A 12,928-nucleotide genomic window follows, 5' to 3' on the forward strand; every position below is an offset into this window, starting at 1 on the left:
CACAGGGCTCCTTATTGTCGGCTTAATCGTGGATTTTTTGGCAAAGTATCGAGCGTACTACGGTAAGGGTTGATATCCAGACCGCCTCGGCGCACGTAACGCGCATAAACCGTCAACTCTTTGGGCTGACAACGCTCTAAAATATCCATAAAGATCGTCTCTACACACTGCTCATGGAAATCGCCGTGTTCACGGTAGGAGATCAGATAGCCTAGCAGACCCTCCTCATCTATTTTCGGTCCACTATAACTGATTTGAACGCTCGCCCAATCGGGCTGACCTGTCACTGGACAGTTGGATTTAAGCAGGTGAGAAACCAGTGTCTCGGCGATCTTTTCACCTTGACTTGATAGTAGCTCAGGAGCTGGTTCGTAGTGTGCCACCGTGATATCAAGATCATCAATGCAACGACCGTCAAAGGATTCAATCTGAACCGCATCTTGAGGGGAGGTCAAGGTCACCCGAACCTGACCGCCCGCCGCGTTTGATAGATCCTTAGCCATCTGAGCAGCTACCTCATCAGCAGACTCAAACCGACTCAGATTGTAGGAGTTTAGGTAGAGCTTAAATGACTTAGACTCGACGATATGCGTCGACGTTGCTGGGATATGAAACTGAGCCAGTGCAACAATCGGTTTGCCCTTAGCGTTCAACCAACTGATCTCATAACTGTTCCAGATATCTTCCCCAAAAAAGGGCAAGCTGGACCGATCAACGCCGCGCGCTTGCCAATTGATATCTCGCTCTATGGGGTAAAGCAGTGACGGATCGTACTGGTTGGCGTAGACCGTCTCTTTACCTAGGGGTGAGTGGAGGACCTTTTCTGGTTCGTTCATTAGCTTCGAATCCCCTTACCTGTGTTTAGAAGGTGCAGCGCAAAGCCACCTAACACTGCAATAAACAGAATGATCATGCCAAACGCAAAGGTGACGTCAATATCACTAACGCCCAAGATTCCATAACGGAATGTATTCACCATGTAGAGAATGGGGTTGAGCTGAGAGACCCCCTGCCAAAACTCAGGCAACAGTGAGATTGAGTAAAACACGCCACCTAAATAGGTTAGAGGCGTCAGAATAAAGGTTGGCACCACCGCAATATCATCGAACGAATTCGCGTAGATCGCATTGATGAAGCCACCCAAAGAGAAGACGACAGCAGTCAAAAACAGAATGCTGAGCGTTACAAAGGGGTGCGCTAACGTCAGATCAGTGAAGAACAGCGACAATAGAGTGACGATGAATCCAACGGCTAAACCACGAGCAACACCACCGATGACGTAACCGGCCAAAATCACCCAGTTAGGCACCGGTGCAACGAGCAGCTCTTCAATGTGACGTTGAAACTTAGTACCGAAAAATGACGAGACAACATTACCGTAAGAGTTGGTAATCACCGACATCATAATCAGACCCGGCACGATGAACTGCATGTAGTCGAATCCATCCATCTCTCCGATTCGAGAGCCAACCAGATTACCGAAGATAATAAAGTAGAGCGTCATGGTGATCGCAGGCGGAATCAGTGTCTGAACCCAAATTCGAGTAAAGCGTCGAACCTCTTTCACTACGATCGTTGAGAAGGCGACCCAAAGAAGATTTCCGTTCATTATTTAGCCCCCTTGTGTTCAACCAGTTCGACAAACAACTCTTCAAGACGGTTGGCTTTGTTACGCATACTAAGCACAGCGATGTTTTGTGCTGTTAACTGCGCGAATACGCTGTTGAGACCATGCCCCTTAGGCAGATCGACTTCCAGGGTATGCTCATCGACTAAACGCGCCTCCAAGCCATCGAGATCGGGGAGACTCTTAAGATCTCGATCAAGATCTAGAATAAAGGTCTCGTTATTCAGTTTAGCCAACAACGATTTCATTGAACTATTTTGAATAATTTCACCCTGATCGATGATCGCGATATTGCGACAGAGTGACTCAGCCTCTTCAAGGTAGTGAGTCGTCAGGATGATCGTCGTGCCCTCTTCGTTGATCTTGGTAAGAAACTCCCACATCGATCGACGTAGCTCAATATCCACGCCTGCAGTCGGCTCATCCAGAATCAGCAATTTAGGGTTATGAACCAACGCACGAGCAATCATCAGACGACGTTTCATACCACCTGAGAGTTGGCGTGCTCGATTGTCACGTTTATCCCATAAACCCAAGGCTTTTAGGTAGTGCTCTGCACGCTCTTTGGCGATAGAAGAGGGGATCCCGTAGTAACCCGCTTGAGTCACAACGATGTCTTCAACTTTCTCAAAGAAGTTGAAGTTAAACTCCTGAGGGACAATGCCCATGCAGAGCTTTGCTTGGGTCAGGTCAGAATCAATATTGTGGCCAAAGACTGACACACTACCATCCGTTTTATTGACCAAGGATGTGACGATACCCAAGGTGGTCGATTTACCCGCCCCATTGGGACCTAGCAGAGCGAAAAAATCGCCCTGCTTTACATCCAGATCGATCCCTTTAAGCGCTTTAAAGCCATTCCCGTAGGTTTTTTCCAACCCACGAATTTGAAGAGCAAGTTCCATTCAGTGCTAACCTTTGAGAAAATTAACTCAGTAACGTATTCATAGTTAAACGCAAATTATACAGACAAACAGGGACTATCCGTTGACCGATTTTCATCAATTTCATCTAAATCTACTGAAGCTTGGCTATAACAACCTTATAAAGCAGCCACCTTTCAACAGTGACGAAACCTTAACAACGGAGTCCGATGAGCTGCTTGCGCTGTTTGAACAGACAATCGCTGCCTACGAAGAGCACTCAGCGGACGCGTTTGAACTGGGCCAGACCCTAATGACGCGAATCGTGGGAGCATTCCCACAACACCTACCCCTGCTATCTCGCGATTTACTCTGGCTATTTGGCGGTGATTGTATTCACTATCTGGGCGATGAGGAGATTGCACAGTACCAAGCACTCGACGAAGCACGATTCGAGCAAGAGTCACAAGATGCAACAATCGACTATCTTCAGCTACGAAATATGATGATTACGCCGTTAGACGATAAGAGACATTAAGAAGAGGAGATTGGAGCGGGAAACGAGGCTCGAACTCGCGACCTCAACCTTGGCAAGGTTGCGCTCTACCAACTGAGCTATTCCCGCAAAAATGGCGTCCCATAGGGGGTTCGAACCCCTGTTACCGCCGTGAAAGGGCGGTGTCCTAGGCCACTAGACGAATGGGACGTCGTAGACAATACATTGGAGCGGGAAACGAGGCTCGAACTCGCGACCTCAACCTTGGCAAGGTTGCGCTCTACCAACTGAGCTATTCCCGCGGATGGCGTCCCATAGGGGGTTCGAACCCCTGTTACCGCCGTGAAAGGGCGGTGTCCTAGGCCACTAGACGAATGGGACAACACTTAATGTATTGCGTTCCTCTGTGAGGAGGCGCAAATAATACGGAGCACCCTATTAGCCGTCAACCCCTCATTTCGAAAAAATTACAATTTTCCTCGAATATTTGAGTCAACTGATTAAATTCTAGGCACCCTCCCCGTTAAAACCTCTAACCTGTCAAACGGTTGGCACGATAATCGGCAATCGCCTGCTCTATCTCATCCGTTGTATTCATGACAAACGGACCATACTGTGCAATTGGCTCACCGATCGCTTCACCCGCAATCAACATCAGTCTCGCCCCCTCTGCACCCGCTGTCAGTTGAATCGCATCACCGTCGGACAACTCGGCTGCCTCATGGATCTCTAGCTTATCATCAGCAAGATAACCCGTCCCTTCGAATAGATAGACAAAACCTGACAGGTTCTCAGCGACAGGCAGTTCAAGCTCGGCATTCGGTGATAAACGAACCTCCATAAAAATGGGCTGACGACTGATCCCTGACACTGGCCCAGTGTAGTGCTGACCATCAAACTCAAACGAACCCGCCACCAATCGAATGAAGGCATTAGGTAGTTGAATCTCGGTGATCTCCTCGGGTTCAATATTTTGATAAGCCGCCGGCTTCATCTTCTCGCTTGCAGGTAGATTGACCCATAACTGGAATCCGCGCATTAAGCCGTTCTCTTGCTGAGGCATCTCTTCATGAATCACACCGCGCCCCGCTGTCATCCACTGCACACTCCCTGGACGCAGGATCCCCTCATTACCCATATGGTCACGATGTTTCATTAAGCCATCGAGCATGTAGGTGACTGTCTCAAAACCACGGTGCGGATGGGCAGGAAAACCGGCAATGTAGTCATCAGGATCGTCTGACGAGAAGCAATCCAACATCAGAAATGGATCGATGCGTGCGAATTGGCTTTTGCCTACACTGCGACGAATCCGAACCCCAGCACCATCCATACTGTCGACGCCGGGCACTCGACGCTTAATCACTCGGTTCATAACGATTCTCCTTTTTATTGTCGTTTCAGCCGTTTACACAAACGCTGCTCGAGCCTGTTCTAGTGACTGATCTCGATGCGTATCCATCGCGAGCCCTTCAGCCAAAACAAGACGAGTATCTTTAAGCCCAATAAAGCCTAGGAACTGTTTCACAAAATCGACTTGGAAGTCTTGCCCCTGCTCTGAGTATAGACCGCCGCGAGTTGCTACTAGGTATACGGGTTTATCTTCGATTAGACCTACCGGGCCTTCCTCTGTGTAATGGAACGTGACGCCAGCACGTGCCAAATGATCGAACCAAGATTTAAGCTGACTTGGAATGTTGAAGTTATACATAGGCAAGCCGATAACTATCGTATCGGCCGATTTAACCTCAGCAAGCAGTGCATCAGCTAATGCAACAACAGCTTCTTGATCAGCGTCACGCTCTTCAGCAGGACTATTCAATGCAGTGACACGAAAAGCATCCAAGTGAGGAAAAGGATCACTGGCTAGATCGCGTTCGATCACAACACCATCGCTATTGTCTGCCAGCCATTTATCCACAAAGCTTTTAGCCAATTGCGCAGACTGTCCATTGTCGCCAAATAGTGAAGTTTTAATATGAAGTAGAGTTGCCATTTCAATATCCTTTTAATCAATAACTTATTTGTTGAAAGCATAATCTCATCTATAATTTCGATGATAAATAGCAAAAATTAGTTTAATTAAATCGATAATTTAGATGGATATAGAGTGATATCTTTAGAACAGTGGCAGGCTCTTATTGCCGTGGCTGATAACGAAAGCTTTGCGAAAGCGGCCGAAGCGATCAATAAAAGTCAATCAACGCTTAGTTATGCTATCAAACAGATTGAGCAGAGTACCGGCGTACAACTTTTCACCACTCAAGGTCGGCGTGCGGTCTTGACCACAGAGGGTGAACAGCTAGTGGTTCATGCCCGTGAACTGGTCGCGCGAGCAACCCGCATTGAGACTCTCGCCAGTCAGTTTGCATTGGGCGCAGAGGCTCGTATCAAGCTTCGTATTGAGGCAATTTACCCGAACAGTATCATTCTCGAAGCGCTAGAACGTTTTTCAAAACAGCAACCGCAGACCAAGATTGACTATCAACGCTCTGTTCTTAGCGGTTCTGAGCAGGCTCTGCTAGAGCGGAATGCCGATATCGTCATCGGTGGTCGAGTGCCACCAGGCTTTGTCGGTCAGAGTTTAGGACGATTTAGATTTGTAGCGGCCGCAGCCCCCTCCCACCCACTGCATCAAATTGAGACACCCATTACTCTCGAGATGCTTCAAGAGCACCGACAACTCGTCGTAAGAGACACAGGCGTTCGTAATATTGATGCGGGGTGGCTCGGGGCCAATCAGCGTTGGACGCTCGATTCGCCCGATCTCTCTATTGAGGCTGCTATTAAGGGCATGGGGTTCGCCTGGTACGCCGAAGCGCTGATTGCAAACCACCTCGCCAGCGGTGCGTTAAAACCCCTCAACTTAGCAGAAGGCAACGAGCGGTTTGCTGAGCTCTACCTAATACTGACGCATGGCGAGACATCCACTCCAGGAGTAAAAGCGTTAGCACAGCTGATCACCGAGGTTCAGTCAGAGTTTTGTTGAGACTCAATTCTTGCTGGATCAGATGCGTCTGATGTGCTTTCTGTATAGGGAGCATCTAATTCAAGCGAAGCTTTCTCAACCAAATCAGCCGGTAGCTCTTTTTGAACAGAGACACCCAACTCTTTAAACTCAGCCGCCTGTTTGATGAGGTTCCCCTTACCTGAATAGAGCTGACCCAAGGCTTTATCGTAACTGGTGCGCGCACTGTCGAGCTTACGCCCAACATCTTGCATACTAATGAGGAAAGAGCTGAGCTTGCTATAGACTTTTTCTGCACGATCGGCCAACTGAGCACTGTGTTTTGATTGATCTTCAAAGCGCCACAGCTGACGCACAATATTCAAAGCTGTTAATAGCGTCGTGGGTGTTGCCACCAGCACCTGCTTTTCGATCGCCTCTTGGAATAGCGTCTCATTGTATTTGAGCGCTTCAACATAGGCCGATTCAATCGGCACAAACATCACAACCACCTCTGGTGAGTTAAGCCCGTTGAGCTTGAAATAGCTTTTGTCGGATAGCTCTTTAATGCGCGCCTGCATCGCTTCTGCATGCTCTTTGAGCGCCTGAGTTCGCTCATGGGGATCTTCTGCATTTACGTAGCGTGTGTAAGCAGATAGTGAGGTTTTGGCATCAATAATCAAATGCTTGTTCTGTGGAAGATAGACCACAACATCAGGGCGCTGCCTCCCCTCTTCAGTGTTGATGCTTACTTCACGCTTATAGTCTTTATCTCGGCGCAATCCACTGGAATCGAGGACATTTTCGAGCATCAACTCACCCCAGTTACCCTGCATCTTCTTCTGACCCTGAAGTGCGGAACTGAGTCGTTCGGCTTCAGTTGTTATCTTCGCATTGAGATCTTTTAGCTGCTGCAGTTCTGTGGTTAGTTTGGATCGCTGCTCGTTATCGAACTGGTGTATCTTCTCGATGCGCTCTTTGAACCCTTTCATCTCAGACGTCATCGGTTTTAACAGAGCGTCCAAACGCTGCTGGCTCTGCTCCTGGAAGCTTTTCCCTTTCGCTTCAAGAATCTCTTGCGCCAGCGCTTCGAACTCCCTTTTTAAAAGGGTGCGGCTCTCTTCCACCTGTTTGATCTGCTGAGCGAAATGCACCTCTTTCTGCTCAAGCTCAGTGTCACGACGCGCTTTCTCTTCTCCCAACTGCATTAGCTGGTTACGTAACTGAGCCGACTGCTGTCTCTCAACGTCCAGCTCGCCTTTTAATTCAGATAGACGGGACTCCTTTTCTGCAATCAGGGACTCTTTATAGGTCAGTTGAGACTCGACCACCGCCAACTTAGATTCAAGCTGCACTTGCTGTTGAGCCACCTCTGAAAGTCTATGGGCAAGGGATGAGCGGTGCCATAGATAACCCACAACTATGACAACAACACTGAAACCTAACGCGACTAACAACTCCAAAACCCACTCCTAAAACCGATCAAACAGCTTGTTCAAATTAAGGACACAGATTAACCTGTTTCAATAAGTGGACCCAAGCCCCGAGTTAAGAAATAGAGCATTTAATGACGATAAAAACCGCCATCATTGGCTATGGATTTGCAGCTAAAACCTTTCACGAGCCTTTTTTAAGAACACTTGATGGCTATGAACTGATTGCAGCTAGCGGATCTAATGCAACCGAGGCCAAACAGTACTGGCCTGAGATGATCGCCTATCGCCACTATCAAGAGATGCTCGAATCGAGCAGTGCGGAACTCTACATTGTCACCACTCCAAACGATTCCCATTTTGAGATCACTCAGGCTCTGCTTAAAGCCGGAAAGCGGGTTATCCTCGACAAGCCCGCCTGCACATCGAGTTCACAGTTGAACGAGTTAATTCGTTTAGAGAAGGAATCATCGGGCTCGGTCAGCATCTTTCAAAACAGACGCTGGGATGGTGACTTTCTCACCCTTAAAAAGCTACTTAGGTCAGGTCGATTGGGTGAAATCAGACGTTTTGAGTCGCACTTTGATCGTGCCAGGCCAATCCCTAAAACTCGCTGGCGCGAACTTCCCGGTGATGGAGCGGGCATCTGGTTTGATCTTGGGCCTCACCTTGTTGACCAAGCCTTGCAACTCTTTGGTAAACCCTCAGCCGTCACCGCGGATATCAGGACGTTAAGGGAGGGAGCTTCTGTTGATGACTATTTTGATGTACTGCTTCACTACTCAAACACAGTCGTTAAACTGCACAGCTCACCCTTCTGCTTTGGCCGCCCTCTAAGATTCGATGTTCAGGGAACCCAAGGTCGATTTGTGAAATATGCACTGGATCCTCAAGAGGCGCAGCTGATTAACGGCAAAGCATTCTCTACGCCAAGTTGGACCGCAGAGGAGTTTGCTAATTTTGGCAGATTGCATAACGAACAAAGCGATGAGAGGGTCACAACAGAGCCAGGCAATTACGCCCAGTTTTTTGAGCAGGTTAAAGGCTTTATAGAGGGTGTTGCAGAGAACCCCGTCCCTTTGGAATCTGTTGTCGATCAAATCGCCATTATTGAAGCGGGATTTCTATCCTCACAGGAACAGAAGAGTATCGAGCTCATTTAGAATGTATCGGTAGGTCCTGCACCTTCACGAACAATAACGACTTCGTCATCTGTCAGGTTTAGCACTGTCGTTGGATCCATACCGCAGTATCCACCATCGATAACAAGATCAACAGCATGCTCTAGCAACTCGCGAATTTCATAAGGATCAGTAAGAGGCATCTCTTCATCAGGCATGATCAGAGTCGTACTCATGATCGGCTCGCCCAAGGTTTCTGCGATGGCCATGGCAATTTTATTATCCGGTATGCGAATCCCAATGGTACGGCGCTTAGGATGCATTAAGCGTCTAGGCACTTCCGTCGTCGCATTGAGAATGAAGGTATAAGCACCCGGAGTATGTGACTTAATAAAGCGAAACATACTATTACCCAACTTTGCGTAGGTTCCAATCTCTGAGAGGTCACGACAGACCAGCGTGAAATTATGCTTATCATCGAGCCTGCGAATACGCTGAATACGCTCCATGGCGTTCTTATCACCAAGGTGACAGCCTAGTGCATAACCTGAATCCGTCGGGTAGATAATCACTCCGCCCTTATTCAAAATCTCAACGGCCTGCGACACCAGTCTCGCTTGCGGGTTATCGGGGTGAATCGAGAAGAACTGGCTCATAGTAACTCCGTGCCCTTAAGCACATAACTGCTCAACGATGACTCGTTGTGCATCAAAATGGGGATAACGACCTAACGCCGTCCAACGTTGATCGGGGGAGTGGAAGTCACTGCCTGCAGAGACCCAACAATTTGCTCGATCAGCCAACTTAATCAGTTCATGCTGATGACCCGGTGTCACTCCAGGATAGCTCACCTCTAACCCATCAGCCCCCGCTGAAAGCATGTCAGCCATCAGTTCACGAAGCTTAGTAAAGGTCATCTTGTACTTGGTGGGGTGAGCCAGAATCGCCACGCCACCTGCCTCTTTAATCAGTGCAATACTCTGCTCGATGGCAGGCCATTCCGCTTTAACATCGCCCGCACAACCTTGACCTAAGTATTTATCAAAGGCCTCTTGCATCGACTCGACTTTACCGAGCTCTAGTAGCGCCTGTGCAAAGTGGGGGCGACCAATTTGCCCCTCTCCTGAATACTGTTTAGCCAGATCAAACAGACCTCGAGCAACACCACGCTTCTCTAATCGCGCTGCAATCTTCTCTGCACGCTGGTACCTGAGCTGAATTAAGTGATCCATATAAGCTTCAAACTTGTCAGAACTGGGATCGAAGCCAAGTCCCACCAGATGAATAACGCGACCACGCCAGTCACAGGTCAACTCAACACCGTTTATAAACTGGATGCCGAGGCGATCTGCTTCCGCTTTCGCTTCAGCCAATCCACCTAAGGTATCGTGATCCGTCAATGCCATGACCTTCACATCGGTTTTGGAGATGCGCTGCACTAACTCCGTTGGACTTAAGGTGCCATCGGAAACATTACTGTGCATATGAAGGTCAAATTGACCGATTGCTGGAATCATCATTTTTAACTTTGCGTTTGAGCTTTTATACTGTGGCAAATTTTTCAGAGGTTCTATATGAAGATACTACTCGATTTTCTTCCAGTTATCGTCTTTTTTGCGGTCTATAAGTTCACCAATGACATTTTGTTGGCGACCGCTGTTCTAATACCGGCAACCCTTTTGCAGATGCTCTACTCTTGGAAAGTTCAAGGCAAGATCGAGAAAATGCAGCTTGTGACACTGGTCTTAGTGGTTCTACTGGGTGGTGCAACACTCGCCTTTCAAGACAAAGCGTTCATCCAGTGGAAGCCGACCATCGTTAACTGGCTATTTGCGGTAGGCTTTTTAGCCACTCAGTTCATTGGTGACAAGACCGTCGTTGAGCGTCTGATGGGCTCAAGCATGGAGTTACCCAAAGCGGTATGGTCACGTTTGAATCTTGCTTGGGTCGTTTTCTTTGTTGCAGTCGGCATTGTCAATCTCTACGTTGCCTACAACTTCAGTGAAGAGATCTGGGTCGATTTCAAACTCTTCGGTATGCTCGGTTTAACCATCCTTTTCATCATTCTTCAGGGCCTCTATATTGCAAAACATGCAAAAGAGCCTGAAGCACCCACCGAAAAATAGAGGTGTTTATGTACTACGCTATTATCTCTGAAGATAAACCTAATTCACTGGATCGCCGATTGGCTGCTCGCCCTGAGCACTTAGAGAGACTTAAAGCATTAAGTGCTGAAGGTCGACTTCTGGTTGCAGGCCCCCACCCTGCGATCGATTCTGAAGATCCGGGTGAAGCAGGGTTCACAGGCAGCCTAGTGATCGCTGAATTTGCCTCTCTGGAAGATGCAAAATCTTGGGCAGATGCGGATCCCTACGTCGCCGCTGATGTCTACGCAGAGGTTAAAGTAAAGCCGTACAAAAAAGTTTTACCTTAAATCACATTTTTTCAAATCTTGGTCTACAGTTAAATTAGGGTTAAGACTCGCCCAGTTAATATAGGCATTAAGACTTAACAACAGGTCGAACAAGATAGGAATTAGATAATGAAAAAGATCGCACTCGCTACAAGTATGTTACTAGCTATTGCTAGCGGTTCAGCAATGGCCCATGGCGAAAATGCTGGCTACCTAGTCTCTGCAACCGATGGTTCGTTTGTCCGTGACGGTAATGGAAACTGCATCATGACTCCAAACTCAACACTTATGGAGCCGGCTACAGAATGTATGACTGCAGCTCCTGCTGTAGAAGAGGAGATCGCAAAACCAGCAGAACCAAAAATGGTCGAAGTCGAAGCTAAACGTAAATTTGCTGTCTACTTTGACTTCAACAGTACCAAAGTGGGCTCGCTTAGCAGCGTAATTGATTTTATTAAATCACTTTCATACCTTGAGAGCGTTAAGCTAGTAGGCTACGCAGACCGCATCGGTTCAGACGCTTACAACCAGAAGCTATCACTAGATCGTGCTACCGCTGTTGCATCAGAGCTTAAAGGCGCTGGCGTTACAGATTGGAAACTACGAGTGGATGCTAAAGGTGAAACAGCTCCGGTAGCGAACTGTACTGGCAAAGGCGCTCAACTAATCGCCTGTCTTCGTCCAGACCGCCGTGTCGACATCGAAGTAGCAGGTGAAAAAACTGAGAAGCAGATGTAATCTAAGAGTTACACACGCTTCAAGAGCCGGCGCGTAGCCGGCTTTTTTGTATTTAAGGTATCTGAAGATGTTTAAGACTTTCGCTCTGTTTGCTCTTTTATCCAGCCCCCTAGTCATGGCCAACGACTATGAGCCGCAAAAGGTGGTGTATCACATCAACTATGGGGATGAATCACGCATTGGTCACACCTTCAGCAACATCTCAAATCATATTAATGAATTGGGTGAGGACAGTGTCGAGATCAAAGCGGTTATCCATGGTGAAGCGATCGAATACTTTATGTCGGCAGTTGACGATACCGCTAAACAGGGCGCCATAGATACGCTGAAGTTTATGGGGACAGAGTTTGTGATTTGCGGAAACTCACTGACCGGATACAAAATAGGCTACGACGCACTTTACGATGTCAGTGAAGAGGACGTCGTCAAAGCCGGACTCCCTGAAATCGTCCGACTGCAGCAACAGGGTTATATCTACGTTAGACCCTAGATGCCAACACAAGCTTTAGATACAAAAAAGCCGCTTCAAGTATGAGCGGCTTTCTTATGAGCAGCTGTTAACCCTCTGTCTTGGGAGGTTCTACTCCAAGACGCTGTGCAGCGATGACAGCTTGGGTCCGACTGTGGACACCCAACTTACGAAGAATCGCCGTCACGTGAGCTTTGATGGTGGCTTCAGAAACGTTTAAATCGTAAGCGATCTGTTTATTCAATAGTCCTTCCGTCAGCATCGTCAGTACACGGAACTGTTGTGGCGTCAAAGAGGCAATCGCTTCAGCAAACTTCTGATCCTCGTCTGTAACAAGGTCATCCATTGACTCTTCTAACTCCTCTGGCAACCACTCATCACCTTGAAGAACAGCAACAATCGCTTCTGAAATGGTCTCTAGCGGAGATGACTTAGGAATAAAGCCTGACGCGCCGTAATCGATCGCACGCTTCATAACATGAGTCTCTTCACTGCCTGAGACGACAATCACTGGAACACCAGGGTGTTGACCACGAAGGAATACCAGACCAGAGAAACCCTGAGCACCTGGCATATGGATATCCAAAAGCACCAAGTCAGCATCACCATGCTCTTCAACGGCATTCTGAACAGACTCAAGAGTATCCGCTTCGATAATCTCCACTCCGGAAACCGCTTGGGAAACCGCCTGTTTCAGCGCTGCACGAAACAGTGGGTGATCATCCGCAATGATAATTTTTTGAGCCAGTTGCATAGTATTCTCCGACAAGCCTAGAAAGGCAGTATAGCGCTTTTTTGTAGGGTATAAGTTAATCGAATAA

The 12,928-nt window shown here is 47.9% G+C and carries 16 protein-coding genes and 4 tRNA genes; 7 read left to right on the top strand and 13 right to left on the bottom strand.

Going from position 1 to position 12,928, the window contains the following annotated elements; all coding sequences use genetic code 11:
* Positions 1-11: 11 nt before the first annotated feature.
* The 3 genes from queF to XMA127_RS09095 are packed head-to-tail and all read right to left on the bottom strand — an operon-like array spanning position 12 to position 2,532.
* Positions 12-836 (bottom strand): NADPH-dependent 7-cyano-7-deazaguanine reductase QueF, encoded by an 825-nt coding sequence (gene queF / locus XMA127_RS09085; protein WP_173499156.1) that lies wholly within the window; start codon positions 834-836, stop codon positions 12-14.
* Positions 836-1,609, bottom strand: coding sequence for an ABC transporter permease (locus tag XMA127_RS09090; RefSeq protein ID WP_173483389.1), 774 nt, complete (start codon positions 1,607-1,609; stop codon positions 836-838). The genes queF and XMA127_RS09090 overlap by 1 nt, the downstream gene beginning before the upstream one ends.
* Positions 1,609-2,532: an ABC transporter ATP-binding protein gene (locus XMA127_RS09095; protein ID WP_173481392.1), complete on the bottom strand. Its 924-nt coding sequence runs from the start codon at positions 2,530-2,532 to the stop codon at positions 1,609-1,611. The genes XMA127_RS09090 and XMA127_RS09095 overlap by 1 nt, the downstream gene beginning before the upstream one ends.
* An 82-nt stretch (positions 2,533-2,614) precedes the next feature.
* On the opposite strand from XMA127_RS09095, the gene XMA127_RS09100 reads away from it, so the two are divergent.
* The gene (locus XMA127_RS09100; protein ID WP_173481393.1) at positions 2,615-3,028 is read left to right on the top strand and encodes a PA2817 family protein; all 414 of its coding nucleotides are present in this window, start codon (positions 2,615-2,617) and stop codon (positions 3,026-3,028) included.
* Positions 3,029-3,039: 11 nt separating this feature from the next.
* Here the strand turns inward: XMA127_RS09100 and XMA127_RS09105 are convergent.
* The 6 genes from XMA127_RS09105 to XMA127_RS09130 all read right to left on the bottom strand — a co-directional run bounded on the left by XMA127_RS09105 (position 3,040) and on the right by XMA127_RS09130 (position 4,982).
* A tRNA-Gly gene (locus XMA127_RS09105) sits at positions 3,040-3,115 on the bottom strand.
* Between the two features lie 5 nt (positions 3,116-3,120).
* Positions 3,121-3,196, bottom strand: a tRNA-Glu gene (locus XMA127_RS09110).
* Between the two features lie 16 nt (positions 3,197-3,212).
* Positions 3,213-3,288 (bottom strand) — tRNA-Gly (locus tag XMA127_RS09115).
* Positions 3,289-3,291: 3 nt separating this feature from the next.
* Positions 3,292-3,367 (bottom strand) — tRNA-Glu (locus tag XMA127_RS09120).
* A 151-nt stretch (positions 3,368-3,518) separates the two neighbouring features.
* Positions 3,519-4,361: a pirin family protein gene (locus XMA127_RS09125; protein ID WP_173481394.1), complete on the bottom strand. Its 843-nt coding sequence runs from the start codon at positions 4,359-4,361 to the stop codon at positions 3,519-3,521.
* A gap of 33 nt (positions 4,362-4,394) precedes the next feature.
* Complete coding sequence (locus tag XMA127_RS09130; RefSeq protein WP_173495283.1) at positions 4,395-4,982, bottom strand: FMN-dependent NADH-azoreductase; 588 nt, start codon at positions 4,980-4,982, stop codon at positions 4,395-4,397.
* Positions 4,983-5,096: 114 nt separating this feature from the next.
* Between XMA127_RS09130 and XMA127_RS09135 the strand changes: the two genes are divergently transcribed.
* Positions 5,097-5,975, top strand: coding sequence for a LysR family transcriptional regulator (locus XMA127_RS09135; protein ID WP_173495282.1), 879 nt, complete (start codon positions 5,097-5,099; stop codon positions 5,973-5,975).
* Here XMA127_RS09135 and rmuC read toward each other — a convergent pair.
* Positions 5,957-7,396, bottom strand: a complete 1,440-nt coding sequence (gene rmuC / locus XMA127_RS09140) for a DNA recombination protein RmuC (protein ID WP_254443872.1) — start codon at positions 7,394-7,396, stop codon at positions 5,957-5,959. The genes XMA127_RS09135 and rmuC overlap by 19 nt on opposite strands.
* Before the next feature lie 104 nt (positions 7,397-7,500).
* Between rmuC and XMA127_RS09145 the strand changes: the two genes are divergently transcribed.
* On the top strand, positions 7,501-8,529 hold the full coding sequence (locus XMA127_RS09145; RefSeq protein ID WP_173495281.1) for a Gfo/Idh/MocA family oxidoreductase: 1,029 nt from the start codon (positions 7,501-7,503) through the stop codon (positions 8,527-8,529).
* Here the strand turns inward: XMA127_RS09145 and XMA127_RS09150 are convergent.
* Both XMA127_RS09150 and XMA127_RS09155 read right to left on the bottom strand, forming a co-directional pair.
* Positions 8,526-9,143 carry an L-threonylcarbamoyladenylate synthase gene (locus XMA127_RS09150; RefSeq protein WP_173481399.1) on the bottom strand — a complete coding sequence of 206 codons (618 nt, stop codon included), beginning with the start codon at positions 9,141-9,143 and terminating at the stop codon, positions 8,526-8,528. The genes XMA127_RS09145 and XMA127_RS09150 overlap by 4 nt on opposite strands.
* Before the next feature lie 15 nt (positions 9,144-9,158).
* Complete coding sequence (locus tag XMA127_RS09155) at positions 9,159-10,007, bottom strand: PHP domain-containing protein (protein WP_173494821.1); 849 nt, start codon at positions 10,005-10,007, stop codon at positions 9,159-9,161.
* Between the two features lie 54 nt (positions 10,008-10,061).
* On the opposite strand from XMA127_RS09155, the gene XMA127_RS09160 reads away from it, so the two are divergent.
* The 4 genes from XMA127_RS09160 to XMA127_RS09175 all read left to right on the top strand — a co-directional run bounded on the left by XMA127_RS09160 (position 10,062) and on the right by XMA127_RS09175 (position 12,128).
* A complete protein-coding gene (locus XMA127_RS09160; protein WP_173481401.1) occupies positions 10,062-10,613 on the top strand; it encodes a septation protein A in 552 nt (183 codons plus the stop codon).
* An 8-nt stretch (positions 10,614-10,621) separates the two neighbouring features.
* Positions 10,622-10,921, top strand: coding sequence for a YciI family protein (locus XMA127_RS09165; RefSeq protein WP_173481402.1), 300 nt, complete (start codon positions 10,622-10,624; stop codon positions 10,919-10,921).
* 108 nt (positions 10,922-11,029) lie between these two features.
* Positions 11,030-11,638 carry an OmpA family protein gene (locus XMA127_RS09170; RefSeq protein ID WP_173484601.1) on the top strand — a complete coding sequence of 203 codons (609 nt, stop codon included), beginning with the start codon at positions 11,030-11,032 and terminating at the stop codon, positions 11,636-11,638.
* 67 nt (positions 11,639-11,705) lie between these two features.
* On the top strand, positions 11,706-12,128 hold the full coding sequence (locus tag XMA127_RS09175; RefSeq protein ID WP_173481404.1) for a DsrE family protein: 423 nt from the start codon (positions 11,706-11,708) through the stop codon (positions 12,126-12,128).
* Positions 12,129-12,195: 67 nt separating this feature from the next.
* On the opposite strand, the gene XMA127_RS09180 is transcribed toward XMA127_RS09175, so the two are convergent.
* Positions 12,196-12,861 carry a response regulator transcription factor gene (locus tag XMA127_RS09180; RefSeq protein ID WP_173481405.1) on the bottom strand — a complete coding sequence of 222 codons (666 nt, stop codon included), beginning with the start codon at positions 12,859-12,861 and terminating at the stop codon, positions 12,196-12,198.
* Between the last annotated feature and the right edge of the window lie 67 nt (positions 12,862-12,928).

The organism is Marinobacterium sp. xm-a-127 (genome assembly GCF_013283425.1).
In the GTDB taxonomy this organism is placed as follows: domain Bacteria; phylum Pseudomonadota; class Gammaproteobacteria; order Pseudomonadales; family Balneatricaceae; genus Marinobacterium_E.

Coding starts and splice junctions, on each gene's coding strand:
- XMA127_RS09125 (WP_173481394.1), bottom strand. CDS start 4,361: ATGAACCGAGTGATTAAGCGTCGAGTGCCCGGCGTCGACAGTATGGAT.
- XMA127_RS09145 (WP_173495281.1), top strand. CDS start 7,501: ATGACGATAAAAACCGCCATCATTGGCTATGGATTTGCAGCTAAAACC.
- XMA127_RS09150 (WP_173481399.1), bottom strand. CDS start 9,143: ATGAGCCAGTTCTTCTCGATTCACCCCGATAACCCGCAAGCGAGACTG.
- XMA127_RS09180 (WP_173481405.1), bottom strand. CDS start 12,861: ATGCAACTGGCTCAAAAAATTATCATTGCGGATGATCACCCACTGTTT.
- XMA127_RS09170 (WP_173484601.1), top strand. CDS start 11,030: ATGAAAAAGATCGCACTCGCTACAAGTATGTTACTAGCTATTGCTAGC.
- XMA127_RS09160 (WP_173481401.1), top strand. CDS start 10,062: ATGAAGATACTACTCGATTTTCTTCCAGTTATCGTCTTTTTTGCGGTC.
- XMA127_RS09165 (WP_173481402.1), top strand. CDS start 10,622: ATGTACTACGCTATTATCTCTGAAGATAAACCTAATTCACTGGATCGC.
- XMA127_RS09090 (WP_173483389.1), bottom strand. CDS start 1,609: ATGAACGGAAATCTTCTTTGGGTCGCCTTCTCAACGATCGTAGTGAAA.
- XMA127_RS09130 (WP_173495283.1), bottom strand. CDS start 4,982: ATGGCAACTCTACTTCATATTAAAACTTCACTATTTGGCGACAATGGA.
- XMA127_RS09155 (WP_173494821.1), bottom strand. CDS start 10,007: ATGATGATTCCAGCAATCGGTCAATTTGACCTTCATATGCACAGTAAT.
- queF (WP_173499156.1), bottom strand. CDS start 836: ATGAACGAACCAGAAAAGGTCCTCCACTCACCCCTAGGTAAAGAGACG.
- XMA127_RS09175 (WP_173481404.1), top strand. CDS start 11,706: ATGTTTAAGACTTTCGCTCTGTTTGCTCTTTTATCCAGCCCCCTAGTC.
- XMA127_RS09095 (WP_173481392.1), bottom strand. CDS start 2,532: ATGGAACTTGCTCTTCAAATTCGTGGGTTGGAAAAAACCTACGGGAAT.